This is a genomic window from Nitratireductor sp. ATLC21, from assembly GCF_057196525.1.
Genome location: NZ_JBXUOU010000002.1, coordinates 1,293,232 through 1,318,677, shown reverse-complemented (window position 1 = coordinate 1,318,677; position 25,446 = coordinate 1,293,232). Strand labels below are relative to the sequence as shown.

Below are 25,446 nucleotides of genomic sequence, written 5' to 3'. Positions count from 1 at the left end.
CGCCAGATGAGGAACGACCCGCTTTCCCACGGCCTGTGGGAGAAGACAGCCCCCGCAGCGCCACAGACAACAGCCCTGACAGGCGATGTGAAGACTGACATCGCCATCGTCGGAGGGGGCTATACCGGCCTTTCCGCAGCGCTGCATCTGGCCGAGGCCGGAGCCGACGTCACTTTGCTCGAAGCCGACGAGATCGGCTTTGGCGGCTCCGGACGCAATGTGGGCCTCGTGAATGCAGGCATGTGGGTCATGCCCGACGACCTTCCTGGCATTCTCGGCGAAACTTATGGCGAGCGGCTGCTCCGCGTTCTTGGCAACGCGCCCAGCGTTGTGTTCGAACTGGCGACACGACACGGAATGGAGTGCGAGGCTATGCCTGTGGGGACGCTCCACTGTGCGGTTGGAGAAAGCGGCCTCAGACAGCTTGACGCGCGTGCAAGACAATGGAAGGCGCGGGGCGCACCGGTTCGGCTTCTTGAACGCGAGGAAGCGCGAAAGAAGATCGGGAGCGATGCGTTCTCCGGTGCGTTGCTGGACGAGCGGGCCGGCACGATCCAGCCGTTGGCATATGCAAGAGGACTGGCCCATGCCGCCCAAAAGGCTGGCGCGAGGCTTCACACCGGTTCCCGGGTGACGAAAGCGGAGCAATGCAGCGGCAGCTGGCGGCTTGAAACGCCCAGGGGCACACTGACGGCACGGAAAGTGATTGTTGCAACCAACGCCTACACAACCACGCCCTGGCCGCAGATTCGTGAAGAAATTGTCCACCTGCCCTATTTCAATTTCGCCACGCCTCCCCTACCAGCGGCCGTGCGCGACCACATTCTGCCGGAGCGGCAAGGTGCGTGGGACACGAAACAGATTCTGACCTCATTCCGGTGGGATCAGGAGGGGCGCCTTGTTTTCGGCAGCGTGGGAGCCCTGAAGGGCACCGGCCAAGCGGTGCACCGTGCGTGGGCTGAGTGTGCGATTGCCCGGCTGTTTCCGGAGCTGAAAGGCATCCGGTTTGAACATTGCTGGTATGGTCACATCGGCATGACCGCAGATCACCTGCCGAAGTTTCATCGCCTCGGTGACAATGTGGTCGGCTTTTCCGGATACAATGGCCGCGGCATCGGACCGGGCACCGTGTTCGGGAAAGCTCTGGCAGAGCTAATGTTGGGCCGTATTTCGGAGGAAGAGCTCCCCCTGCCCGTCAGCGACGTGTCGCGTCAATCATTCCAGACCTTGCGGGAAGGCGTGTACCGCTTTGGTGCAGAGGCAGTCCATCTCTTGCGGACCATCGCTTAAAACAGGTCGAGCTGGTCGCTGTCTTTCACGGCTTTCGCGCCGGAAACTTTTTCCTCGTGGCGTTCCACGCGCTCCTGAAGGTCCGGGCCGGCATTTGCCACCTTGTTAACCCGATCCGACACGGGCACCGCCTCGAAAAAGCCTGGCTCGGCCGGTGTCAGAAGATCAGCCACGTGACGCGGTTCCAGGTTGAGGCAGTCCAGCCAGCGGTCGAAATCCTCCGGCCTGATAACCACAGGCATGCGATGGTGAATACCACGCAAATCCTCATTCGCTTCCGTCGTCAGGATCGCGCCAGTATCGATTTCGGTTCCCCCGGGGTCGGACCAGCTTTCCATCAATCCGGCGAAGGCAATCAGCCCGCCATCGCGTGGCCGGATCCAATACGGTTCCGCACGTTTCGAGCCGACACGGCGCCATTCATAGAAGCCATTGGCCGGAACCAATGTGCGGCGATGGCGCATGGCGGTGCGGAAGGACGCTTTTTCCGCTGCCGTTTCAGAGCGGGCGTTAAACAACAGCGAGAAATCGTCGGGATTTTTCGTCCAGGAGGGAATAAGCCCCCAGCGGACAAGCACGCTTTGCCGTGAAGGCAGGTTGGAACCTGCTGCCCTTGGCGGTCCCGCCAGAGCCATCAGAACTGGCTGCGTTGGCGCGATGTTGTAGCGCGGGGGAAACGGTTCAAAATCTGTCACCGCAAGCAGCGATTGCACCGCATCGGGCGTATCGGTAAGTGCGAAACGACCACACATGAAAGAAGGCTCCCTCCTAAGCCGTCAGTAGCGGCGCGCCGCCTCCTCATAGAGGTAGCGATCATACAGGCGCTCGGCATCACGCACACGACCCTCGGCAAAGAACAGATCCGACTCCTTCAGCGAGATCCGATTGCGAATCTTCCGTCGATCCTCATCCTTGGCAGCATCTTCCAGATCATCGTATAGCTGTTCGAGTTCGCTCTTCAGGCGATCATATTCTGATCTGGCTTCATGCACACGCTTGCCGACGCGATACGCGCTCTCAAAGCCGGGGGCAGCATCCGCCGGGCAGGAATTGGCGTAGCTGCGCCCGTCGCGCCCGGCACTCAAACCGTTCTCCGGTGTGCAATAACGGCGGATACCGTCTTCCCAACCGGTGCGCCATGCACGTTCGTCCACCGGCAGACTGTATTTCTCACAGGCTTCCCGGTGGCGCTGAACATAGGACGAACTCTGTCCGGCCGCGCCATCGCTGCGTCCCAAGTCGCTCCAATTTACTGTTTCGCACTCGCTCTCATTCAGCGTTGCACAGGCCGACAAAGACAACATGCACGCCAGACCTGCAACCACCCATGTGTTCTGCACCACCTGCATGATTGTCTCCTGCCACTTCAACGGCCATAACTCTCTGCCACCAATTGACTGGCAACAGTTCGGGCCGGACTTTTGGTGATCGGATTGCAGGATGCAAGGGCTTTGCTTGTGAAACCGGAAGAAATCCTCGCCGTTTCCGCGGCCGTCATTCAGGAAGACCGCGTTCTGCTGGTGCGTCGCGGCCGCGCGCCGGCCAGAGGTTTGTATGCGTTTCCCGGTGGCAGGGTGGAAGCAGGCGAGACACTGGAAAAGGCACTGGCGCGCGAGCTGCTGGAAGAGACCGGCTTGCTGTTGACGACAGCGAGCCCCTATCGCGATGTTGTGTTGCGTGGCGACGACGATCAGCAAATCTTTCGACTGACCGTTTTTCGCGCCACGGTCGCACGTGGCCCCGTCATAGCGGGTGACGATGCCCGCGAAGCCGGATGGTATTCCCCAGAAGAAATCGCTACCCTGCCTCTGACTGAGAGCACACAACACATTATCGAAGAATTGCGTCACCTTCCCAGCGGATAAACCTGCTGGGCACCCTGCCCTCAATCTTGCCACTTTCGTGACTGTTTTGTGGTGGTCTTCCCGCAATCGCAGGCGTTTGACAGGCAGCGCCCGCTGGGAGACAACACGGCATGCGTAGTGGTTCAATATTTTCCGGCCTCGTGGCAGTTTTTCTTGTGGCTGCGCCTGCAACGCAAGCCAACGAGGCCAGCTATGAAGCCCCCCTTCTGAGATTGGCCGAGGTGCTCGGTTCGATTCACTATCTGCGCAATCTTTGCGGTGAAGACTCCGAAACATGGCGCGGGAAGATGGAAGAGCTTCTGGAGACAGAAGCGCCGTCGCCGGCCCGCCGCGAGAAATTGATCGCCAGTTTCAACCGCGGCTACAGATCCTTCGCAGGAACGTATGAAAACTGCACGGATCAGGCGCTGTCGGCCATCAACCACTATATGAGTGAGGGTGCACGCATCTCCACCGAAATCGTGCAGCGCTACGGAAACTGAGACTGACAATGAGCCGGACTCTGATCAACGTTCCAAACCTTGCCAGCCCGCGAACTCGCAGGCGTTGGCGGCATGTTCTACTGGCTGGTCTGACAGCCTTCGGCTTGAACGGAACCTCGGGCCTTTCAGCATTTGCTCTCAGTGAACTTCAGCAGGTTGAGCCCACAGAAGAAGAACAGCCCGGATCCGACAAGGTCGAGCGTGTTCCGCTTCCGCCGCCAATCCGCTTTCCCAAGAATGACACCACCGCGCCAGAGAGCCCGGAGCCCGCTGAGGATGCCTCGCCGATTGGGGACACGCCGCTGCGCGATGTCGTACGCCCGGACACCCAGATCGGCAAGGAGCTACCGGAGATCCATTACGATCTTGAAGAGTTACCCGAACCCGTTCAGCGAATGCACGGGCTGATCGTTGAAGCTGCGAAAAGCGGCGATATCGAAAATCTGCGCCCGCTAATCGGTAACGGCGACAGTGCGACCCGCCTCTCGCTCGGTGGTCTGGATGGGGATCCTCTCGAATTTCTCGTCGAGCTATCCGGAGATGAGGAAGGCCAGGAGGTTCTGGCCATACTTCTGGAGGTCCTGCTCGCCGGATATGTCCATCTCGACGCAGGGACACCCCAGGAAATGTATGTCTGGCCATACTTTTTCGCCATCCCGCTTGAATCCCTCGACAAGAGGCAGAGGGTTGAACTGTTTACGCTGGTGACCGCCGGCGACTATGAGGACATGAAGAGCTTCGGAGCCTACATCTTCTATCGTGTGGGCATCACGCCGGAGGGGCACTGGGCGTTTTTCGTCGCCGGAGATTGAGTTCATTCTTGCAAAATTGGTCGTCACCCCCATATCCGTTGAAGCTTCAGGGAGGTTTGCGATGGAGGGGATAGCGCAGTCGCAAAACGGCGTGGCGGCTTTGCCAGAGAGCCGGGGTAGGCGTGGGCGTCTGGTCCGACGTGTCATTCTCTTCCAGCTCAAACTCATGGCTGACGGCATGCGCGACGTGGTGATGAGCCCTCTTTCGATTGCCGCGGGCCTGCTCGGTCTTCTTTCGCGCAATAGCAGCGCCGAAGTTTATCTGGATCGTCTCATGCGCTTTGGCAGGGAGACGGATCACTGGATCAATCTGTTCGATCACCGAAGCGCGGCGAACGACTCGCCGTCTCTGGATCGCATTGCCGAACAGATCGAGGAGGCCCTTCGTCATGACTACGAAAGTGGCGGACTGAGCGCCAGAAGCGCCAGAGCCCTTGCAGAAGCGGCAGCGCGCCTGAGGGAAAAGACCACCCGTTGACTTCATCAAACATTGGCGGGTTGTCGTGAGCAACAAAGCATCCTAGCTAAATGCGGACAAGCTCTTCATCTTGCCGGATCAGCCATGCCGACCTGCCATCTCGACGAACGCGCCCTCTTTCAACTGCAGGGACCTGAGGCCGAACACTTCCTCCAGAACGTGATCACAACCGATCTCTCGGCGCTTCAGAACGGCGAGTGCCGTCCAGGCGCCCTCCTCACTCCACAGGGCAAAATCCTGTTCGACTTCCTGATCTCCCGTGCCGGTATTGACGGACTGCGCATTGAATGCCGTGCGGACATCGCCCGGGATCTGGTGAAACGGCTTACACTCTACAAGCTTCGCGCAAAGGTCGATATTTCCGATATAAAACAAACGGTAATCGCCGTTTCGTGGGAAACAGATTCCGGTTCTTCAGATAATGAATCAACCCTGATCGACAGGCGTTTTCCCGCAAATGTACACGTTCGGCGTCACTACGGCGACGCGCCTGATGCCAGCAAAGGCAAAACGAGTTGGGATGAACTGAGAATTGCCCATGCCGTTGCAGAAAGCGGCAGCGATTTTAGCCTGGGAGATGCCTTTCCGCATGATGTTCTTTATGATCAGAACGGCGGAGTTGGACTGAAGAAAGGTTGTTATGTCGGCCAGGAGGTGGTGTCGCGGATGCACCATCGTGGCACAGCTCGCCGGCGGTTGCTGATCGCCAGTGGTGCTGCAGATCTACCTCCGCAGGGCACCGAATTGCGTGCTGATGAAAAAACCGTAGGAGCTCTTGGAACGGTCTGCGGTGCGAAGGGGCTCGCCATAGCGCGCATCGACAGAATCAAGGAGGCTATGGACGCTTCGATACCTGTTCTGGCAGGTCAAACCGCTGTCACCCTCGCTGTACCAGAATGGGCGACATTCACCTTTCCCGAGAACAAAGACGGGGCAGACTAATGCCCGCGCGGTCCAATAAAACCGCTGCTCCTCGCGCATGGCAGCGAATGTTATCCGGGCGCCGCCTTGATCTTCTAGATCCGTCCCCCCTCGACATAGAAATCGGCGATATTGCACACGGCCTTGCCCGCGTTTCCCGTTGGAACGGACAGACCGAGGGTGATCATGCCTATTCCGTCGCTCAGCATTCCCTTCTGGTGGAAGATATCTTTCGCAGGATAGCGCGTGACGCCACCCCTGAATGCCTGATGGCAGCGTTGTTGCATGACGCTCCAGAATATGTGATCGGCGACATGATTTCGCCCTTCAAGGCTACGCTGGGCGAGGATTACAAATCAGTCGAAAAGCGCCTGCAACGCGCTATCCACCTTCGTTTCACCCTGCCTCCCGATCTGCCGGCGAAGCTGAAGAAGGCCATCAAACGCGCTGACCAGATCGCAGCCTTTTTTGAGGCGACACAACTGGCGGGGTTCGGTGTAACGGAAGCCGCCAGGTTTTTCGGCCGCCCGCGAGGGATGTCGCCGGAAGAAGTGCAGCTTGAGCCTCACCCCCCCAAACTGGCGCAAGCAGCCTTCCTCGAGCGCTTTAAAAAAATAGATGAGTCGAGACGAAATAAAATAATTAAATCCAATATTTAAATTACCTATTTTAATTACTTATAACGAAAACTGAAAATATAATCGCGGTTTAAAATTATATTACATATATACTTTTGCGCCAAGCATTCACTTGCTATACACATCATCCAAACTGACGCAGTTTAGCGTTTCTGATCTGCCTGAAAAATTATCTTGGCGGGTGAGAACGTCGACGGGGCGGTGCTTCGGTTTCTGAAAACGGAAACCCTGAACACGCCACGGAGATGTTCGGAAAATGGAAAAGCAAGCTGGACGCCTTATCCAAACCGCAAATGCGGCATTCGGTTACATTACTGAATTTGCGCTGAACTACGGCTTCACATTTCTTGGGGCTTGCGCCCTGTTGGCGATCGGCATAATCGCCGCAAAAATGCTGGAACGCTGGGTGCGCAACACGCTCAGCAAGGTCTTTGCATTCGACGCCACTTTAACTTCATTCCTTTCGGTTCTTGCCAGATATACCGTTCTGGCCCTGTCAAGCGTCGCCGCGCTGACGCAGCTTGGCGTGCCGACTGCCAGCATCATTGCCGCACTTGGTGCTATCGGCCTCGCGGTCGGGCTCGCCCTCCAAGGGACACTGCAAAACATCGCGGCCGGCGTGATGCTTCTGATTTTACGTCCCTTTGAGGTGGATGAGCATGTGTTCGCGAACGGAATCTCAGGCACCGTCAGCACGCTGGGGCTCTTTGCAACGGAGTTGAAAACCGATGAAGGTTTGATCGTCTTCGCTCCCAACAGCACGCTTTGGAACGCGGCCATTACCAATCACTCCCGGAACAAAGCCCGCAGGGTAGAACTCGAAATTGACGTTGGCGAAGGCCTCAGCCCCGAACAGGTGCAGACAGGGCTCATGAAAATTCTCGCTGCCGAAAAGAGCGTTCTGAAGAAGCCCAACGCTGAGACCTTGTTTTCAGCAATTGATGGCGGGACTTCTCAATTGACCCTCCGGTTCTGGACAAGAAGCGAGGGGTGGCAAAGGTCCCGTTCGGCACTAACCGAAGCCATCAACAAAAGCCTTGGCAAGAAAGGGGTGAGTGTTTCCACCCCAGACTGATACACTGAGAGGACGCCGACAGGAGAAGTTCACCTTTCAAGCCGGTCGATGAACCATTGTGTCAGGCTTGTCCAGACGGCGTCTTTCTCCCCGGCATCTTCGCACCCATGGTCGAGATTGGGATTGTCATTGACCTCGATGACATAAACTCCTTCCGGCGTGGCCTTTAGGTCGACTCCGTAAAGGCCGTTGCCTATACAGCGTGCCGCTCGTACAGCGATCTCGAGCACGTCGGAAGGGGTGTCCGCCAAGGTGAAAGAGCGAAAGCCGCCTTCATCCGGGCGTCCCTGCCTTTCGTGATTGACGATCTGCCAGTGCTTCTTGGCCATGAGGTACTGGACGGAGAAAAGCGGCCTTCCGTCGAGCACACCGATACGCCAGTCAAAGGACGTGGGTAGAAATTTCTGTGCGATGAGAAGATCGGAGTCCTCAAGCCATGTCGTCGCCAGAGCCTTCAGCTCTGCCATGTTTGCTGCCTTCTTCACCCCGCGTGAAAAAGAGCTGTCCGGCGTCTTGAGGACCAGGGGAAAGCCCAGCAGATCAGCAGCGCGTTCAAGGTCGGCGGTCCCGGCGATCATCATCGTCGGCGGAACAGGTACCCGGTGCGTGGCCATCAACTCGTTGAGATAGACCTTGTTCGTGCAGCGTATCATCGAGAGAGGATCATCGATGACCGGCATCCCCTCCTGTTCGGCGCGCCGTGCAAACCTGTAGGTGTGATTGGAAATCGATGTCGTCTCGCGGATGAAGAGGGCATCGAAATTCGCCAGACGCGGCAGATCCTTCTTGGTAATTGGCTCTACTTCAACGCCCATCCTCGCCGCAATGCGCGACCAATGCTTGAGCGAGGCTACGCTTGATGGCGGAAGCTCCTCTCTCGGGTCGATCAGGGTGGCGAACCCATAGCGCGCCGGCACCCGGGTGCGGCTGTCCCGCCACTGCCGGCTGGTGTAGTTGTGAAGCGATGATGTGAAGCGTTCCTTCTCGTCGGCGTTCATTCTCGACAGGAAGCGAAACCCGATGCGAGATATTGTTGCCCATTCGCCGTCCTTGATGACAACTTCCAGCGCGGGTGCGCGAAACCAGTCAAAAAGCAGCTTGGCGAAACGTTCCCACGCCTTATCAGGCCCTATGCCGAAAAAGATGCTGACACTTGAAGGGAAACCTCCCCCCAAATCGTTGCGGCAGCGGTTCAGAGCCTGCTCCAGTTCCGGAAGAGCATTCTCATAAAGTTTGCGCGCAGAGAGATCGATCATGGTCTCAACTGACGGGATCACGCGATGGCCACGAGAACTGGCGAGCAGAGACGCGTAGTAGCCACGGCTTTGATAGGCGTAACTGGACGACAGGTTGATGACCTTGGGGCGTTGTCCTCGGAAAAGTGCCGGGTGGGCCAGATAGTCGCGATTTGTGATGATCTTGTAGGGGGTAGCGGTCTCGTCAAGATCGCCTTTTTTGCCAGTCAGGATGACCCAACTCATTTGGGGCCGTTCTCCATGTTCAACGCGCGCAGAGCGATTTCTGGTAACGCAAAGCACTCATACCGTCGTGATAGTAATTCTCATATTGGGCAAAGCTGCGATATCCCATCTTTTCATAAAGCCGGATGGCCGGCTTGTTGTCCGACCTCACTTCAAGTCGCATGGTATGGAACCCTTGCCCACACGCTGCGTTCTCGACATAATGCAACAACAACGCAGCCACCCCCTTTCCGGTTTCCTCCGGTGCCACGGCTATCGAGTAAAGCCGCGCGACACCGCTCGTCCGTCGCGTCAAAGCCAGTGCGTAGCCAAGCACCTTCCCACGCTCTTCCGCTACGCTCACAATGGCGGTTTCTGCGCTCGAAAGACGCCGGAGGGAGCGCTCGGAAAGCTTATCGCCCGAGAATGCCGCGTTCTCTATCGCAACGAGAGCAGCGAGGTCCCCAGGGAGGGCAGGACGAACCTCAATCGACATGCTCGCCCCTACGTGAAAACAGCGAGACGGCAAGCGCATGACCATTTTGACAGCGGAGTGGTTTGCAGCAACCATCCCCGGTTGCTAGACACTCGAAACCAACCAGGCAGACGCGACCGGTCGCCTGCCCCGCAAATCTCTCACGCTTGAAGCGTGGCAGAGGAGTTGGAACCGTCCCCTGAAGGCCGGCAACGACAAACATGGAACGGAGACATTCCCCAATATGGAAATGCAAACTGAGAACCTCATGACAGCTGCCCAGGCAGCGTTGGCCCAGGTCAGCGAATTTGCCGTATCTTACGCCTTCTCGATTCTCGGCGCCATCATTCTCATCATCGCCGGCTTTATTGTCGCGGGGATGGTGGAAAAATGGGTGCGCAGCGCGCTCGACCGCTTTCCCTCTTTCGACGTCACGCTCACCAGTTTTCTTTCGAAGATTGCGCGTTACGCGGTTCTGGTGCTGGTCGGCGTTACCGTTCTTGCGCAGTTCGGCGTTCAGACCGCAAGCATCATCGCCGCGCTCGGCGCCGCCGGTCTGGCAATCGGCCTCGCCCTCCAGGGCACATTGCAGAACGTCGCCGCCGGAATCATGCTCCTCGTTCTAAAACCTTTCCGCGTGGGCGAATATGTGGAGGCAAGCGGCATCTCGGGCACAATCCAGTCCATAGGCCTGTTTGCGACAGAGATGAAAACCGTGGATGGCCTGTACATTCTCGCGCCGAACAGTTCGCTGTGGAATACATCGGTCACCAACTATTCGCGCAATACGCGCCGCCGCAACGATCTCGTGATCGGCATCGGCTACGATGACGATATTGATCTGGCGCAAAAAACGATGCTCGAACTGGCCGAGGCCGACGATCGCATCCTGAGCGACCAGGAGCCAGCGACGTTCGTATCGGAACTTGGCGACAGTGCCGTCAACATCACGCTGCGCTACTGGACCACGACTTCCGACTGGTGGCAGACCCGTCTCGATATCACCAAGGCAGCCAAGAAGGCGTTTGATGAGAAGGGTATTTCAATCCCCTTCCCGCAGCGCGACGTTCACTATCTTCCGCTGCAAACCGAGGCGCAGAACACGCAAAAAACCGGCGCCGCCAAGAAGAGCGGAACCAAGAGCTGACGGCAGACATCACCTACCGGCAAGCAATTGTCGGTAGGTGACGTTCGCGAGTTGCAGGAGCCGATTTTCATCGATTGAGCCAGCCACGGTGTAGGCGAACCCTTTCTCCTGCCAATAGAAAGCGCGTCTCCCCTCGTCTTCGAAAAGTCTAAATCCCGTATCCTCCCCCTTTATGCAATGAGCGACATAAAGGGAGATGCGCTCGCCAGCCTGATCTTCATACATGAACTGAGCGGCAGCCTTTCCACCTGAAGGCAGCAGCCTCCCTCCGATGAGATCAAAGCCATCGGCCCGCAGGTCAGGAGCGATGAGTTTGGTGCCGACCCTGTTCGAAAGCCAGCCGACCAAGTGGCTCCGCTCGCTCGCGTCCACTTCCACAACATGCAGCTTCTCGGCCGCATAGACCTGGTGAGCGGCGACTGCCTCACCGACCACGTCCAACGCTGCCAATGTCTCACCAGTGACGAATTGCTGCCGGCCCGCCCAGAAGCCAAATGCTGCTCCCGCGATAAGGCAGAGAGCGGCAACTGCACCGAGGCGGCGAAGAACCATAGCGTGACCACCCTTGGTCGCCCGCTCATCCCCTATCATTCCTTCTCGCAGGCGGGGCGGCAGGTTCTCACTGGTCAGTTCCGCCAGCGCGTCACGAAGCAACGCGCGATCAGCTTCATAGCGTGCGCTCAAAGCTCGCATATCGGCTCTGGTTTCCAGCCAGGCTTCGTATGCAGGCATGTCCTCCCGTGGCAATTCACCATCGAGTGCGAGATGGATATCTCTCTCATCAAAGCTGCGTCCTGTCATCACTGCACCGCCTTGAGAATGCGTCGACGCCGTACCAGATCGAGAACTTCGCGCAAGTCCTGTCGTCCACGCGCCACGCGCGACATCAACGTTCCTGTGGGGACGCCCAAAACGTCTGCTGCCTCTGCGTAGCTCATACCTTCTACGCCAACCAGAAGCAGCGCGGCGCGACGGTCAGGACTGACCTCCTGCAATGCATCGAGCACGTCATGAAGATCAAGTACACCGTTCTGTTCCGGGGCGCTGACCGCCTGCGGAATATCGGCGGCTGCAGCCGAGGCGAGTTCGCTTCGTCGCTTGCGTGCCCGCACACCATCGACAAAGAGGTTGTGCATCAACGTAAACAACCATCGCCGGGGCGATGTACCCGTCTGCCAGTTCTCAAGCCGCGAAAATGCTCGTTCCAGGCAATCCTGAACGAGATCATCAGCCGCATCCGCATCGCGCAGGAGAGCTCGCGCATAACGCCGGAGCCCCGGGATTTCCCGCACAATCGCTTCCCTCTTTCCGTCCATGCACCCGCTCCCCTCTCACGGGGCGTTGTTCTTGCCCGATGAACGCTTGCCTGAAGGCATTTATTCCCGGCCACCGTGTCTAACCATTAAAAAAACTGATCGAAGATGCACAATTTGTCGATATCTCTGAAATGCCGCATACGATATTTTCATTGTCGGATTCCGGTACCAAGGCGCTCACAGGCGCGTGAAGGCAAACATGACACAGCAAAGCGCGGGCCGTGCGGCCTCTTCCAATTCGTTTCCCTGGGCGGTCGTGATCTGCGGTTGCTTGATCGCGGCTCTGAATTTCGGACCACGCTCTGCGATGGGGTTCTTCCAATTGCCGCTATTGGCTGAGACAGGGTGGGACCGCACCACGTTCGGCCTTGCGATGGCAATTCAAAACCTGCTCTGGGGGATTGGACAACCAATCTTCGGCGCGGTTGCAGATCGGTTCGGCACCTGGCGCGTCCTTGCTCTGTCGGCGGTGCTTTACGCCGTTGGGCTGTTGATGATGTCGATGCCTACTCATGAAGCCATGCTGCATATCGGCGGCGGTGTGCTCGTCGGACTGGGTGTGGCTGGCGGCTCTTTCGGTATCATTCTTGCCGCTTTCGCCCGGAACGTTCCTGCAGAAAAGCGCAGCCTGATTTTCGGTCTTGCAACGGCTTCGGGCTCCGCCGGCATGTTTATTTTTGCTCCTATCAGCCAAGGCCTGATAGATGCGTTCGGCTGGTCCGATACTCTGGTCTATATGAGCATAGCGATGTTGATCGTTCCGCTTCTGGCCATTCCTCTGGTCGGCAATGCGGCGACAGCACGCAACAATGCGGAGACCTTCAAACAGACAATCGGCGAAGCGCTGCGGGAGGCATTCGCGCATCGCAGCTTCGTGCTTCTGGTCTCGGGCTTTTTCGTCTGTGGTTTCCAAGTGGCGTTCATCACCGCCCACTTCCCGGCCTATATCGGCGATATCGGCATCGATGCACGCTATGCAGTCATCGCTCTTGCCTTGATCGGCTTCTTCAACATTATCGGCTCGCTTGCTTCGGGCTATATCGGCCAGCGTTATTCCAAACCGGGATTTCTGGCGTTGATCTATCTCGCGCGGTCTATCGCGGTAACCGCTTTCCTTCTAGTACCGCAAACTCCGGCTAGCGTGATCATCTTCGCCATAGTCATGGGACTCTTGTGGCTTTCAACGGTGCCTCCAACCAATTCGTTGGTGGCGATCATGTTCGGCACCGGGCATCTGGGACTTCTGGGCGGCGTGGTCTTCTTTTCACACCAGGTCGGCTCCTTCCTGGGTGTATGGCTGGGCGGCTATCTCTATGATCTGTTCGGAAGCTACGATCCGGTCTGGTGGCTGGGCGTCCTGCTTGGTCTGTTTGCCGCTGTGGTGCACTGGCCGATCAAGGAAGCGGCGGTCGCGCGTCCTGCCCTGGCACCCGCCGAATAGGCAAACTCAGCCCGCAGCCCCCTCTGTGCTGCGGGCAAGAGCGGCGAGAAAACCACCGCGGGAGACCGGCTCTTCCATTCCGCGGGGCTCATAGACATTCCGGTGAAGGAAAAAGCCCGTCAGGCGATAGGCATCCTTCAACGCATCCAGCGACGCCTCCGATCGCTTTTTTGCAGTAAGAAAGCCGGGCAAGGGCAAGAGCCTGTCACGCCAGGGAGCACCCGCTTCTTCAGTCACCGCACGACCGGACTTCGGTGAAACATAGGCGAGGCTATGTCGGTTCCCCGTCAGTGCGCATTTCGTAAGATCAAGCCCGAACCCCAATTCCTCAAGCATCGCCAGTTCGAAACGCACCATCAACGGGCCAGCGATCTCAGGTTCGTCCAAATGTTCGGTGATGACTTTCACCGCCTCATATAAACCCGCATGAGCGTCTCGCTCGGGCATGAGGCGCAGATGCGCGCCCAAAAGCTGAATTCCATGAACGGCCAACGCCGAAGCAAGGAGACGTGCAGCGTTGAGTTCCAACGGTTCGACCTGAAACGCACCCAGATGCTCCTCAAGCCGGGCGCGCCATACAAGGTCAACACGATTTCCAGGCTGGAGAAGGGGCTGCATGCGCCGCGAACGGCCGCCTTTTACAAGGCCCAGATGACGGCCATGGGCAGCGGTCATCGTTTCCAGGACGACGCTCGTCTCGCCATGCTTTCTGGCGCCTAGAATGATCCCTTCATCGCGCCATTCCATGTGGTTGCAATCCTTCCCTCAACCGGGGAATTCAAGTCCCATTTCGCGGAAGCGCTCAGGATCGCTGCCCCAACCTTCCCGCACTTTTACGAACAGAAAGAGATGAACCTTCTGCTCGAGAATGCCTGCCAGTTCCTCGCGGGCTGCCTGCCCCACAGCACGTATGGCCGATCCCTTGTGGCCGAGCACGATTTTCTTCTGACTGTCACGCTCCACATAAACCACCTGATCGATGCGCACGGAACCATCCTTGCGCTCTTCCCACTTCTCGGTTTCGACGTGGATCGCATAAGGCAATTCCTGGTGCAGACGCAGGAAGAGCTTCTCGCGTGTGATTTCCGCTGCGAGCTGACGCATGGGCAGATCGGATAGCTGGTCCTCGGGATAGTACCACGGGCCAACTGGAAGCGTTTCGGAGAGATAGGCGAGAAGATCGTCACAACCTGATCCTTGCAGCGCGGAGATCATGAAGGTGCGCTCGAAATCCACCGCTTCGTTGGCCCGGGCGGCGAGTTCCAAAAGGGTTTCGCGTTTTACCCGATCGATCTTGTTCAAAATCAGGATCTTCGGCTGGGCCACATCCTTTAGCTTCTCAAGAATCGAGGCGGCGTCGCCCTTGATCCCGCGCTCGGCATCGATAAGCAAGGCCACGATATCTGCATCCTTGGCGCCCCCCCAGGCGGTCGTCACCATGGCACGGTCGAGCGTGCGGCGAGGGTTGAAAATGCCGGGCGTATCGATGAACACAATCTGCGCATTCTCGTGGGTGGCGATGCCGCGTACGATGGCGCGTGTCGTCTGCACCTTGTGCGTGACAATCGACACTTTGGCGCCCACCAGTTGATTGAGCAGTGTCGACTTGCCCGCATTGGGCGCGCCGATCAGTGCCACAAACCCGGACCGGGTCTCATTTGGTGCATCGGCTGTGGAAACGTCTTCACTCATCATGCACTCTCATTGCTCTGCCACACACCTTCACGTTCCAGCATGCCGATGGCGGCGGCTTGTTCGGCCTCGCGTTTGGAACGCCCCCTGCCGTGCGCGGGGTCATATCCCTTGACCCTGACGGATACAGAGAAGACCGGGTCATGGTCTGGCCCCTGCCGGTCCTCCACCGTATAGGCTGGCGTAACCGCGGCAACCTGATGAGCCCATTCCTGCAGGGCTGTCTTCGGATCACGCCGATCAGCCCCTTCCGCCTGAGCACGGGCCTTCCAGTGATCGCGCACGAAGCCTCGGGCCGCCGCAATGCCACCCTCAAGATAAACCACCGCGATCAACGCTTCCATCACGTCCGCACGCAGGTTGATTTGTTTGCGGGTAGCGGCGCTGCGCAGATCACTGCCCATTCGAATGAGAGGACTAATCTTCAGGTCATCCGCAACCTCGGCCAATGTCTCCGCGTTTACAAGCGCATTCAGCCGCACCGAAAGCTCACCTTCGGGTGCTGTGGGGAAGCTTTCGTATAGCAGTTCCGCAACGGCAAGACCCAAAACCCGATCGCCGAGAAACTCCAGTCGCTGGTAGTCGACACCCGAGCGACTGCGAGCGCTGGCATGGGTCATCGCTTCTTCGACCAGGGCAGCGTTCTTGAAATCAAATCCGGTGCACTCGGCTACCGCTTTGACAAGCTCAGGACCACGCGGGCGCTTGGCAGTCATGGTTTTCGCAACCCTAGTCGACCCAGTCGAGAATGCGCGATGGACGCACTTCTGCCGGCCAACGCCAGATTTCAAGGGGGCTTGCGCCACCCGCGATGGAGAAGAAGATGATATTCGCGCGTCCGACAAGGTTTTCGGCAGGCACAAAACCGACCGAGAACCTGCTGTCGGCGGAGTTGTCGCGGTTGTCGCCCATCATGAAGTAATGGCCTTCAGGCACGATGAACTCGCGCGTGTTGTCGCCGATCCCGTTCGCGGTCAAATCCAACGTTTCATAGGATACGCCATTGGGAAGCGTTTCCCGATAAACGTCGACTGGACGATCCATCTCGGTAATGTCCGGATCATTGATTTCACCAATTTTCTCGCGCTCCACGGCCTTGTCATTGATGTAGAGAACACCTTCGCGCATCTGGATCTTATCGCCCGGCAGACCAACCACTCGCTTGATGTAGTCAATGGAAGGATTGGGCGGGAACTTGAAGACGACGACATCTCCGCGTTCCGGCTCCGAGCCCCAGATGCGACCGGAAAAGAGCGGCGGCGAGAACGGAAGGGAATGGCGCGAATATCCGTAGGCCCACTTGGTGACGAACAGATAATCGCCCTCAAGCAACGTCGGACGCATAGATCCTGACGGGATAGAGAATGGCTGAAAAAGGAAGGTGCGGATGACCAGAGCGAGGATCAGCGCCTGAACGATCACATTGACGGTTTCGCCCACGCCGCCCGATTTCTTCTTCGTCTTGTCAGCCACGCTCATCATGTCCTCGGTTCGAGTGTTTCGGGACGGTCTTATCGCGCCAGAAAGGCGGCGGCAATGCGACAGCACAGCCCTTACGCAGTTTTCGGCATCAGTTCCCGTTGTCGGGAACCGCTTCGATGATTACAAATGCCTGAGCCAGCGGGTAGTCGTCAGTGATGGTCAAATGAACCAGCGCTTTCACGCCCGAAGGCGTCATGCCTTCAAGCCGCGCTCTGGCTTTGCCGGACAATTCCATTGTCGGCTTCCCGCCAGGGAGGTTCACCACCCCCATTTCGCGCCAGAAAACGCCACGCGCTATGCCGGTGCCAAGCGCCTTTGAGCATGCCTCCTTGGCTGCGAAACGCTTCGCATAGGAAGCTGCACGCTCACGGCGCCTGTCCGACTTGGCCCGTTCGACCTCCGTAAAAACACGCTGAGTAAAACGGTCTCCATAGCGGTCAAGTGTTTTGGCGATCCGCCGAATGTCGATCAGATCGCTTCCAATACCGATAATCATGAACTCGTCGCTGTCCTCGCATCGAAGGCTTGCCGACCAGCCTTGCGGCGCGCCCGCTCGGCGAGGCGCTTACGGCGCTGCTCTCGGAAGGTGAATGTCGCCCAGCGTGTCACGAAATAGAACACCAAGGCGAAGGAAATGCCCAGAGGCAACGCGCCAACGGACATTGGCTTGATCAGCGGTTCCCAGAGCTGTGAAAACTCGAGATGTCGCAGCATCTTGCCCAGATGTATCGGAGCCCCATGCGACAGCTCTCTGCCGTACAAGATGAGACGGCCCGTTTCCAGCGTCGCTCCCCAGATAAAAGGGAAAGTCAGAGGATTGCCCACCGCCGTTCCGATGGCTGATGCCACGAGATTTCCCCCGATGCACCAGGCGAGCCCTGCGGCGATGAAGAAGTGAAAGCCCATAAACGGAGTGAACGACGCGAACACACCGGCAGCAATGCCTGCGGCGATGGCATGCGGTGTTGCCGTCAATCGCAGAGCGCGTTTGACGAAATATTGCGCGGAACGCCAGAAAGAGCGACGTGGCCAAACCATGGTCCGCGCCCTCTCCCAAAGATCCGCCGGTTTTCTACGTCGAAACAACATCGCGGCTACGCAGCACCCCCAACAGCAACAAAGCTCTCCCACCACACCAAATCCTAGAGCCCGTTCTATTAACGACGGGTTCCCTTGGAAGTGTCTTTGGTCGATATAGGCAAGCTCGGTCGGACGGGGCAAGGGAAACGGGTTAATAATCGTGTTTCCTGCCAAAACAGCAGGAAACACGAAAGAACTAGTCGAGCGAAACGGCGGAATTGGGGCGTGAAGGTTTACCCGGCTTTTGCCACCGCGGGTTCGGCCGGTTTGTGTAAGCTGCGTACGAGATCTTTACGCAGCAGCATGTACCCCCGGCTCTCGCTCCAGCCCAGCTCCGGGTGGCTCGCCACCCTGTGAGCCAGATATTGTATGCGCCAGCTATCGATGATGCGATAGCCAAGTGCATCCAGGTCCGCAAGAAACTGCTGCTTGTTGCGGATGTGGTAGGGCAAGAAGGTCGGCCCCCCACGCTGAAGCGTATAGATCGACGGGCCATCCCGCAGCGCCACCTTGTTGAGGAGAATCACCTGTGGCTGCACATGCAACTTGCTCACGAAATCCGCAAATGGGATATCGAGATACTGCAGCAACCCGGAACACAATAATATCTCGGCTTCCCTGATTTCGGAGAAGGCGTCGCAGAACGAAAGTTGAGGCCCGAGGCCTTCGGCGCGCGCCATATCCCGGCCGGCCCTCACCATCGAGGGCAGTTCATAGACCTGCCACTCAACGCTCGAAAGATCGATCAGATCGCGGAAAGCGCGATATTTTGTTCCAACATGCCCTCCGGCATCAAGCAGCCGAATGGGATGCCCTTCCCGCGCTCGCAGCTCGCGCTCAAGCCAGAAAAGGACGGGATAATCCCAGTCAATGATCCGGCTCATCTTGTCCAGCGCCACGGGAACAACTTCTTCATGATCATAGTCGGTCAGCGCCCAGCGGGGCGCTGCCTCCACCGCGCTTTTCCGATCCGGATAAGCGCCGGTCAGTTCGGCCCGGCGGGCGACCAGGTGAAGCTTTGACAGGGTCGAGTGAACCGGTTGGGCAAAGCGCTTGATCCTGCCGCTGTCGAAATGCAGTAGAGCTTTCATGTCAACCTCTCTTGAACATGAGTTTCGGGCACTCGCCACGCGGCCAGCGCCACGCTTGTGCAAGAAGCATCGGGCACCGGCGTGCCGGCGCGCATGGTCGAGCGTGTTCAGGAGAGAGTTGAGCGGGGTGGTTTACGGGGCTTTTCAGACAGGCTGGAGCACAGGGCAATCATGGATTCCGCAGCAAAACATGCGACAAACCGCGACTCCGGGAAAGGTTCGTATTTCAGGCTGGCCAGCGGCATGCAATGGACCATGCAGCACTCCGCGCCCGCCATCTCGTTCAGCGCATCCTCGCCATCGCTGGTGTCGTGCTGGTGGCTATGTGCCCCGTCACGTTCATGGGCGTGATCCAATGTGTGAGAAAGTGCGTGTTCGGCAGAGAGCCCACCAGCAACGGCCGACGGTGCCCCATGCAGATGCACGCCGCCAAAAGGAAACAGTACCAGGGCGAGCAGAATGAGAGCGGTCAGTCCCCCTCTCAATTTCGGTAAAGACAATTGTTTCCGAACGCTGCGCATTCAGGATGTTTGCGCCGCGCCGCAAGCCGGTCAATTCACTCCGGATGGTTGCTGGCTACTCATTTAGGATGAAACAGCACTCCGATCAGACCAAGTCGCGAAGCAGATAGAACTTCCGTCTGAGGGTTTTCTAGCCATTCACCCGATGGGCGTCGCTTACGCAACTGATCTCCTTCAGCTGTGAGACGAGACGTGTCAGGTGTTTCAAATCCCACACCTCCAGGTCGAACAGCATTTCGGTAAAGTCCGGAGCCGTTCGCTCCATGGCCAATGTATGAATGTTGGCGTCATTCGATGCGATCACCTGCGCAATCTCAGCCAGAGAACCCGGCTCGTTGATCGCTGTCACGGACATGCGGACCGGAAAACGCTCCTTCATGTGCTCGTCGATATCCCAGCGCACATCGATCCAACGTTCGGGCTGGTCATCGAATGCGGTCAACGCAGGTGACTGTATGGGATAAATGGTGATGCCCGAACCGGGATGAAGAATGCCGACAATACGATCTCCCGGAACTGCACCTTCCGGGGCAAAACTGACCGGGAGATCTCCTGAAACGCCGCGAATAGGCAGGGCTCCGCCCGCTCCCTTTTCTACTGGGACTCCGCCGGCTTTGGTGCGCTTGGCTTTGCGTGAGGAGCGACCGGGGATCTGAAACAGCATGCCAGCCGCGTTGCGCAGATTGAACCAGCCCTCTTCGCGCTCCTTGGGAGCCTGAGTCACGCGTTCATCCTTGTAATCGGGGAACACGGCGCGCACCACATCCTGCGAGGAGAGTTCGCCGCGCCCGACCGCCGCCAGTACATCTTCCACATCCTGACGGCCGAGGCGATGAAGCACCGGTTTGAGGGCATCTCTGGAGAAGCCCTTCCCAGCGCGTTCAAAAGCGCGTTCCAGGATGCGCGCGCCAAGACCGGAATACTGCTTGCGGATCGCGTTTCTGGTCGCCCGGCGGATGGCAGCACGCGCCTTGCCCGTCACCACGACCGATTCCCACGCCGCCGGCGGCACCTGCGCCTTGGACCGGATAATCTCCACCTCATCGCCGTTCTTCAACTCGGTCATGAGCGGCATGATGCGGCCATTGACCTTTGCTCCGACGCAGGTGTCGCCTACTTCGGTGTGAACCGCATAGGCAAAGTCAATGGGCGTTGCGCCACGCGGAAGGGCTATGAGCCGCCCCTTGGGCGTGAAGCAGAACACCTGATCCTGAAACAGTTCGAGCTTGGTGTTCTCAAGAAAATCTTCGGGCGTGTCACCTTCGGAAAGTGCCTCAATGGTGCGCCTCAGCCACGCATACGCATTGGTATCACGCGAGATGCGGTGGTCCGCACCGTTCACCTTGCCACCGAAGTCCTTGTAAATCGAATGAGCAGCCACACCGTATTCGGCAATGCGATGCATCTCATAGGTGCGAATCTGCAATTCGACGCGCTGGCGGGACGGCCCGACAATGGTGGTGTGGATCGAGCGATAATCGTTCTGTTTGGGTGTCGAAATGTAATCCTTGAAACGCCCTGGCACCATCGACCAGGTGGAGTGGATGACACCCAGCGCGCGATAGCAGTCCTCCACATCGTTCACGAGCACGCGGAAACCGAAAATATCGGATAGTTGCTCGAAGGAAAGCGCCTTGGTCTCCATCTTCCTGAAAACCGACCAGGGCTTCTTCTGGCGGCTTTTCACAGTCGATTCGATATGGTGCTCTGCGAAGAGGTGCGACAATGCTTCTTCGATCGCCTTGATGACACCGCGATTGCGCTCGAAAAACTCGGCAAGCCGCTCGGTCACCGCGCGGAAAGCCTCCGGGTTGATATGCCGGAAGGCCAGTTCCTCAAGTTCTTCGCGCATATCCTGCATGCCCATGCGCCCGGCAAGCGGCGCATAGATGTCCATTGTCTCCTCAGCGATACGCAGGCGCTTGTGCTCAGGCACATGATCGAGCGTGCGCATGTTGTGCAGGCGGTCAGCGAGCTTGACCAGAAGGACGCGGACATCTTCCGAAATGGCGAGCAGAAGTTTGCGCAGGTTTTCCGCCTGATGCGCCTTCTTGGACACGAGGTCGAGGCGCTTCAGCTTGGTCAGCCCTTCGACCAGCTTACCGATATCGGGACCGAACAGCTCGTCGATCTCTGCGCGTGTGGCACTGGTGTCCTCAATGGTGTCGTGCAACAGGGCGACAGCGATGGTCGCCTCGTCCAGATGCATGTCGGTGAGGATGGCTGCCACCTCGAGGGGGTGGGAGAAATACGGGTCGCCGGAGGCGCGGCGCTGGTGGCCGTGCTTCTGCATCGCGTAGACATAGGCTTTGTTGAGCAGCGCCTCATTGACGTCCGGCTTGTAGCGCTGGACACGCTCGACAAGCTCGTATTGACGCATCATGGGCGGCTTCCTCGTTTTTGTTGTTGTTATCTACGCAAAGCAAAACATGCGCCGCGAAATTCACGGCGCATGTTTAAGATAGGCAGGAATGTTTCGGCAAGGAAGAGAATGCCGCGCCGAACATCCGTATCGATCAGAAATCGTCGCTTTTTTCCGGCGGAACGAGGCCTTCAATACCAGCCAGCAGGTCTTCTTCGCTCATGCGGTCGAAGGAGATCTCTTCTTCCGGCTGATCGGCACCACCTTCGACAGAAGCTGCCGCCGGTTCACTGATCTCGGGAAGATCGGCCTCAGGTTCGTCCACCTCGACATGCTTCTGAAGGGAGTGGATCAGATCTTCTTTGAGATCGCCAGGCGAGAGGGTTTCTTCGGCGATCTCGCGCAGCGCGACAACAGGGTTCTTGTCATTGTCGCGGTCGACGGTGATCGCCTCGCCCTGCGAGATCTGACGGGCCCGATGCCCAGCCAGAAGCACGAGTTCAAAGCGGTTATCGACTTTGTCGATACAATCTTCAACGGTCACACGGGCCATTCAGTGCCCCTTTCATGCGTAAATCTGCAAGGAAATCCAGCGCGTCAATAGCCTGCCGCACCCCAAAATTCAAGGCCAGCGCGCAACACTCACTTTCCGATCAACACGGAAATGCGGCGTGGGCGTGACCGTGCAGCATCTCTCTCGCACGCTTGTATTTATAACGAATTTATATATTCGTTGGAACAATCATATTCCAGCGCTATTTCCTCATAAGAGATGGCTTTCTCGGGCAGCTTCGCTCCCAAAGCCATTCATTTGAGCGCTGAACGTTTATTTGAAACAGGACATTGTCGATGTTTGATCCGCGGGAAAAAATTGCTCTCTTCATTGATGGCGCCAACCTCTACGCCACGTCGAGAGCTTTAGGATTTGACATCGACTATCGAAAGCTCCTGAGCAGTTTTCAGGAGCGCGGGTATCTTCTGCGGGCCTACTATTACACGGCCCTTGTGGAAGATCAGGAATATTCCTCCATTCGCCCGTTAATCGACTGGCTCGACTATAACGGTTACAAGGTCGTCACCAAGCCAGCCAAGGAATTCACCGACTCGGCCGGGCGCCGCAAGATCAAGGGCAATATGGACATAGAGCTCGCGATCGACGCGCTGGAGCTCAGCGACGTGGTCGACCACTATGTGATCTTCTCCGGCGATGGCGATTTCCGCACGCTGGTGGAGGCCCTGCAGCGCAAGGGCCGCAAAGTGAGCGTCGTATCGACAATCCAGTCCCAGCCGCCCATGATCGCCGACGATCTGCGCCGGCAGGCGGACAATTTCATCGATCTCTCGTCATTGCGCGACGAAGTCGGCCGTGCGACAAGCGAACGGCCTTCCCGCAAGGTGGAACCCGAAGACGACGCAGACGAGACCTTCGACGATCTATGACACCTGTTTCGGCGCGTGAAACCGAGCCGCCGCGCGACTGCCCGCTTTGCCCGCGCCTTCACCAGTTCATTGCCGACTGGCGCGCCCGCGAACCCGGGTGGCACAACGCGCCCGTTCCCACCTTCCTGCCCGAGGGAGGCGATGATGCCGTCACATTTCTCATCGTCGGACTGGCGCCCGGGCTTCGCGGCGCCAACAAAACGGGTCGCCCTTTCACCGGCGACTACGCCGGCGACCTTCTTTACAGTACGCTGAAAACGTTCGGCTTCGCCAAGGGCAACTACGAAGCCCGGCCGGATGACAGCCTGTCGCTCGTTGATACGGCCATCATCAATGCCGTGCGCTGCGTTCCACCCGAGAACAAGCCGGTCGGGTCGGAAATCAACACCTGCCGCCAGCACTTTTTTGCGCCGACGCTGAAGCGCTTCAAGAATCTCAGAGTGGTGCTCACGCTTGGCGTGATCGCCCATCAGTCAACCGTTCGGGCGCTCGGCGGGCGCGTTGCCGCCCATCCCTTCACACATGGCGGGCATCAGGAGCTTGCCGGACTTTCGATTTTTTCGAGCTATCACTGCTCACGCTACAACACGAACACCGGCCGTCTGACCGAAGAGATGTTCGTCAGTGTTTTCCGTGATATACGCGCGTTTCTGGACAAATAGAGTCCGATAGACGCGCGGCGCCCTGCGCCTCTTCAGCCGTGCTGCTTCAGGAGCCTTGCTTTTTCCCGGTTCCAGTCGCGTTTCTTGGCCGTCTCGCGTTTGTCGTGCAGCTTCTTGCCGCGCGCCACGGCGATCTGAAGTTTCGCCAGGCCACGCTGATTGAAATAGAGCCTAAGCGGCACGAGCGTCATGCCTTCGCGTTCGATCGACTGGGCCAGGCGCGACAGCTCGCGCTTGGACACAAGCAGCTTTCGCCTGCGGCGGGGCTCGTGGTTGAAGTGGTTTCCGGCGGAATACTCCTGAATATAGGAGTTGATCAGCCAGCACTCGCCATCCTCGATGGAAGCATAGGCCTCCTGAATGTTGGAGTGCCCGTCGCGCAGCGATTTCACTTCGGTTCCTGTCAGGACGATGCCGGCTTCCAGTGTGTCGAGCACCTCGTAGGAGAAGCGCGCCTTACGGTTTTCGGCTATCGTCTTGACGTTGGGATTCTTGTCTTTTGCCATCAGTTCCAAATGCGGCGGAAGCGCCGCAACGCTTCCGCTTTCCCTTGGACGACAGAAAGCCGCCCGTTCGTTTCATCGCATTTGTGCGTCGCCAGGTGCCCTGCGCGGCGGCAAAATGCGTTAGTTCAAAAGCCCTGCATGCTGCATGGCGGCGTCGATGCGCTCTGCCGTCGAGGCCTCGATCGGCACAAGCGGCGAGCGCACGGTGTTTTCGACCCGGCCAAGCCGAGACAATGCATATTTTGCACCGCAAAGCCCGGGCTCGATGAAAATCGCCTTGTGGAGCGGCATCAGCCGATCCTGCAACTCAAGCGCCTTTTCCTTGTCATTGGCGAGCGTGGCCGCCTGGAACTCGGCACACAGGCGCGGTGCGACATTGGCTGTCACCGAGATGCAGCCCACCCCGCCATGCGCATTGAAGCCCAGGGCAGACGCGTCCTCGCCGGAAAGCTGAATGAAATCCTTGCCGCAGGTCATGCGCTGCTCGGAGACCCGATCCACCTTCGCCGTCGCATCCTTCACGCCGACAATGTTGGAGAAGTCCTTCGCCAGACGCCCCATGGTCTCCGGCGTCATGTCGATCACGGAACGCGGGGGGATATTGTAGATGATAATGGGCAAACTCGTGGCACGGGCGACAGCCGCAAAATGCTCATAAAGCCCTGCCTGCGTCGGCTTGTTGTAATAGGGTGTGACCACCAGTGCCGCGTCGGCCTTCACCTCTTCGGCAAACTTTGCCAGCGCGATTGCCTCACGGGTCGAATTGGAGCCTGCACCGGCGATGACCGGAACGCGCCCCTGAGCGGCCTCGACGCAAATCCGGACAACCTCGCGGTGTTCCTCATGCGTGAGTGTCGGGGATTCGCCCGTCGTTCCCACGGGCACCAACCCATTGCTGCCCTCTGCAATCTGCCATTCAACGAGTTCGCGAAACGCTTTTTTGTCCAGGCTGCCATCCTTGGCGAATGGCGTCACAAGCGCTGTGAGAGACCCCCTGAACATAATGTCGAACTCCTGAATGAAATTGATGGTGCGCTGCCAGCCAAAGCCGGCGCCGGATGCTTCTAACCGAAGATCAGGTGGCGCACCATAGTCTTGCCATCTCTTGCCCGCAAGAATCCTTCAAAGATGGTGTGTTACGCCAGCATCCGCGGGTTCTGCGCCATCTTGTAGAGACAAAGCAGGTCTCAACCAATTTTGAGGCCTGTCA

General features: G+C 58.0%; 30 protein-coding genes. 12 read left to right on the top strand and 18 right to left on the bottom strand.

The features are described 5' to 3' along the window. The first annotated feature begins 6 nt into the window (after positions 1-6). Complete coding sequence (locus AC2CHD_RS13830) at positions 7-1,290, top strand: NAD(P)/FAD-dependent oxidoreductase (protein WP_484554138.1); 1,284 nt, start codon at positions 7-9, stop codon at positions 1,288-1,290. Here the strand turns inward: AC2CHD_RS13830 and AC2CHD_RS13825 are convergent. Both AC2CHD_RS13825 and AC2CHD_RS13820 read right to left on the bottom strand, forming a co-directional pair. Next, positions 1,287-2,042 carry an SOS response-associated peptidase gene (locus AC2CHD_RS13825; RefSeq protein ID WP_484554137.1) on the bottom strand — a complete coding sequence of 252 codons (756 nt, stop codon included), beginning with the start codon at positions 2,040-2,042 and terminating at the stop codon, positions 1,287-1,289. The two genes, AC2CHD_RS13830 and AC2CHD_RS13825, sit on opposite strands and share 4 nt — an antisense overlap. Before the next feature lie 24 nt (positions 2,043-2,066). Next, a complete protein-coding gene (locus tag AC2CHD_RS13820) occupies positions 2,067-2,639 on the bottom strand; it encodes a DUF2799 domain-containing protein (RefSeq protein ID WP_484554136.1) in 573 nt (190 codons plus the stop codon). A gap of 108 nt (positions 2,640-2,747) precedes the next feature. Between AC2CHD_RS13820 and AC2CHD_RS13815 the strand changes: the two genes are divergently transcribed. The 7 genes from AC2CHD_RS13815 to AC2CHD_RS13785 all read left to right on the top strand — a co-directional run bounded on the left by AC2CHD_RS13815 (position 2,748) and on the right by AC2CHD_RS13785 (position 7,561). Continuing rightward, entirely contained in the window at positions 2,748-3,155 is a 408-nt protein-coding gene (locus AC2CHD_RS13815; protein WP_484554251.1) for an NUDIX hydrolase, read from the top strand. A 110-nt stretch (positions 3,156-3,265) separates the two neighbouring features. Then, positions 3,266-3,637, top strand: coding sequence for a TIGR02301 family protein (locus AC2CHD_RS13810; RefSeq protein ID WP_229447385.1), 372 nt, complete (start codon positions 3,266-3,268; stop codon positions 3,635-3,637). Between the two features lie 8 nt (positions 3,638-3,645). Further along, entirely contained in the window at positions 3,646-4,449 is an 804-nt protein-coding gene (locus AC2CHD_RS13805; RefSeq protein WP_484554135.1) for a hypothetical protein, read from the top strand. Positions 4,450-4,510: 61 nt separating this feature from the next. Further along, on the top strand, positions 4,511-4,927 hold the full coding sequence (locus tag AC2CHD_RS13800; RefSeq protein ID WP_484554134.1) for a hypothetical protein: 417 nt from the start codon (positions 4,511-4,513) through the stop codon (positions 4,925-4,927). 84 nt (positions 4,928-5,011) lie between these two features. Continuing rightward, entirely contained in the window at positions 5,012-5,869 is an 858-nt protein-coding gene (ygfZ, locus tag AC2CHD_RS13795; RefSeq protein ID WP_484554133.1) for a CAF17-like 4Fe-4S cluster assembly/insertion protein YgfZ, read from the top strand. Further along, on the top strand, positions 5,869-6,507 hold the full coding sequence (locus AC2CHD_RS13790) for a YfbR-like 5'-deoxynucleotidase (protein ID WP_229447389.1): 639 nt from the start codon (positions 5,869-5,871) through the stop codon (positions 6,505-6,507). The genes ygfZ and AC2CHD_RS13790 overlap by 1 nt, the downstream gene beginning before the upstream one ends. A 235-nt stretch (positions 6,508-6,742) precedes the next feature. Further along, positions 6,743-7,561, top strand: a complete 819-nt coding sequence (locus AC2CHD_RS13785; RefSeq protein WP_484554132.1) for a mechanosensitive ion channel family protein — start codon at positions 6,743-6,745, stop codon at positions 7,559-7,561. Positions 7,562-7,590: 29 nt separating this feature from the next. Here AC2CHD_RS13785 and AC2CHD_RS13780 read toward each other — a convergent pair whose 3' ends face one another. Together AC2CHD_RS13780 and AC2CHD_RS13775 are read right to left on the bottom strand one after the other, a co-directional pair. Further along, the gene (locus AC2CHD_RS13780) at positions 7,591-9,042 is read right to left on the bottom strand and encodes a RimK family protein (RefSeq protein WP_484554131.1); all 1,452 of its coding nucleotides are present in this window, start codon (positions 9,040-9,042) and stop codon (positions 7,591-7,593) included. A gap of 19 nt (positions 9,043-9,061) precedes the next feature. Continuing rightward, on the bottom strand, positions 9,062-9,517 hold the full coding sequence (locus tag AC2CHD_RS13775; RefSeq protein WP_484554130.1) for a GNAT family N-acetyltransferase: 456 nt from the start codon (positions 9,515-9,517) through the stop codon (positions 9,062-9,064). Positions 9,518-9,740: 223 nt separating this feature from the next. Between AC2CHD_RS13775 and AC2CHD_RS13770 the strand changes: the two genes are divergently transcribed. Next, positions 9,741-10,643, top strand: coding sequence for a mechanosensitive ion channel family protein (locus tag AC2CHD_RS13770; RefSeq protein WP_484554129.1), 903 nt, complete (start codon positions 9,741-9,743; stop codon positions 10,641-10,643). A gap of 9 nt (positions 10,644-10,652) precedes the next feature. Here AC2CHD_RS13770 and AC2CHD_RS13765 read toward each other — a convergent pair whose 3' ends face one another. Continuing rightward, complete coding sequence (locus AC2CHD_RS13765; RefSeq protein ID WP_484554128.1) at positions 10,653-11,444, bottom strand: anti-sigma factor family protein; 792 nt, start codon at positions 11,442-11,444, stop codon at positions 10,653-10,655. Then, complete coding sequence (locus AC2CHD_RS13760) at positions 11,444-11,959, bottom strand: sigma-70 family RNA polymerase sigma factor (RefSeq protein ID WP_229447395.1); 516 nt, start codon at positions 11,957-11,959, stop codon at positions 11,444-11,446. The genes AC2CHD_RS13765 and AC2CHD_RS13760 overlap by 1 nt, the downstream gene beginning before the upstream one ends. 199 nt (positions 11,960-12,158) lie before the next feature. On the opposite strand from AC2CHD_RS13760, the gene AC2CHD_RS13755 reads away from it, so the two are divergent. Next, positions 12,159-13,400, top strand: coding sequence for an MFS transporter (locus tag AC2CHD_RS13755; protein ID WP_484554127.1), 1,242 nt, complete (start codon positions 12,159-12,161; stop codon positions 13,398-13,400). Between the two features lie 6 nt (positions 13,401-13,406). On the opposite strand, the gene recO is transcribed toward AC2CHD_RS13755, so the two are convergent. The 10 genes from recO to rpoZ form a co-directional block, all read right to left on the bottom strand. Beyond that, on the bottom strand, positions 13,407-14,147 hold the full coding sequence (recO, locus tag AC2CHD_RS13750; protein WP_229447397.1) for a DNA repair protein RecO: 741 nt from the start codon (positions 14,145-14,147) through the stop codon (positions 13,407-13,409). An 18-nt stretch (positions 14,148-14,165) separates the two neighbouring features. Then, complete coding sequence (gene era / locus AC2CHD_RS13745) at positions 14,166-15,095, bottom strand: GTPase Era (RefSeq protein WP_484554126.1); 930 nt, start codon at positions 15,093-15,095, stop codon at positions 14,166-14,168. After that, on the bottom strand, positions 15,092-15,808 hold the full coding sequence (gene rnc / locus AC2CHD_RS13740; protein WP_484554125.1) for a ribonuclease III: 717 nt from the start codon (positions 15,806-15,808) through the stop codon (positions 15,092-15,094). The genes era and rnc overlap by 4 nt, the downstream gene beginning before the upstream one ends. A 13-nt stretch (positions 15,809-15,821) precedes the next feature. Then, positions 15,822-16,571: a signal peptidase I gene (gene lepB / locus AC2CHD_RS13735; protein ID WP_229447400.1), complete on the bottom strand. Its 750-nt coding sequence runs from the start codon at positions 16,569-16,571 to the stop codon at positions 15,822-15,824. Between the two features lie 91 nt (positions 16,572-16,662). Then, positions 16,663-17,070 carry a holo-ACP synthase gene (acpS, locus tag AC2CHD_RS13730; protein WP_484554124.1) on the bottom strand — a complete coding sequence of 136 codons (408 nt, stop codon included), beginning with the start codon at positions 17,068-17,070 and terminating at the stop codon, positions 16,663-16,665. Next, complete coding sequence (locus tag AC2CHD_RS13725; RefSeq protein WP_370633323.1) at positions 17,067-17,663, bottom strand: DUF2062 domain-containing protein; 597 nt, start codon at positions 17,661-17,663, stop codon at positions 17,067-17,069. The genes acpS and AC2CHD_RS13725 overlap by 4 nt, the downstream gene beginning before the upstream one ends. 224 nt (positions 17,664-17,887) lie before the next feature. Continuing rightward, positions 17,888-18,745, bottom strand: a complete 858-nt coding sequence (locus AC2CHD_RS13720) for a methyltransferase, TIGR04325 family (RefSeq protein WP_484554123.1) — start codon at positions 18,743-18,745, stop codon at positions 17,888-17,890. 107 nt (positions 18,746-18,852) lie between these two features. Beyond that, a complete protein-coding gene (locus AC2CHD_RS13715; protein WP_484554122.1) occupies positions 18,853-19,266 on the bottom strand; it encodes a hypothetical protein in 414 nt (137 codons plus the stop codon). Between the two features lie 130 nt (positions 19,267-19,396). Further along, complete coding sequence (locus AC2CHD_RS13710) at positions 19,397-21,649, bottom strand: RelA/SpoT family protein (RefSeq protein WP_484554121.1); 2,253 nt, start codon at positions 21,647-21,649, stop codon at positions 19,397-19,399. A gap of 133 nt (positions 21,650-21,782) precedes the next feature. After that, entirely contained in the window at positions 21,783-22,181 is a 399-nt protein-coding gene (gene rpoZ, locus AC2CHD_RS13705) for a DNA-directed RNA polymerase subunit omega (RefSeq protein ID WP_229447406.1), read from the bottom strand. Positions 22,182-22,477: 296 nt separating this feature from the next. Between rpoZ and AC2CHD_RS13700 the strand changes: the two genes are divergently transcribed. Further along, entirely contained in the window at positions 22,478-23,068 is a 591-nt protein-coding gene (locus tag AC2CHD_RS13700; protein ID WP_229447407.1) for a LabA-like NYN domain-containing protein, read from the top strand. After that, positions 23,065-23,730: a uracil-DNA glycosylase gene (locus AC2CHD_RS13695; RefSeq protein WP_484554120.1), complete on the top strand. Its 666-nt coding sequence runs from the start codon at positions 23,065-23,067 to the stop codon at positions 23,728-23,730. The genes AC2CHD_RS13700 and AC2CHD_RS13695 overlap by 4 nt, the downstream gene beginning before the upstream one ends. Before the next feature lie 32 nt (positions 23,731-23,762). Here AC2CHD_RS13695 and smpB read toward each other — a convergent pair whose 3' ends face one another. Further along, positions 23,763-24,236, bottom strand: a complete 474-nt coding sequence (gene smpB, locus AC2CHD_RS13690; protein ID WP_484554119.1) for an SsrA-binding protein SmpB — start codon at positions 24,234-24,236, stop codon at positions 23,763-23,765. 120 nt (positions 24,237-24,356) lie between these two features. Beyond that, positions 24,357-25,238, bottom strand: a complete 882-nt coding sequence (gene dapA, locus AC2CHD_RS13685) for a 4-hydroxy-tetrahydrodipicolinate synthase (protein WP_229447410.1) — start codon at positions 25,236-25,238, stop codon at positions 24,357-24,359. Between the last annotated feature and the right edge of the window lie 208 nt (positions 25,239-25,446).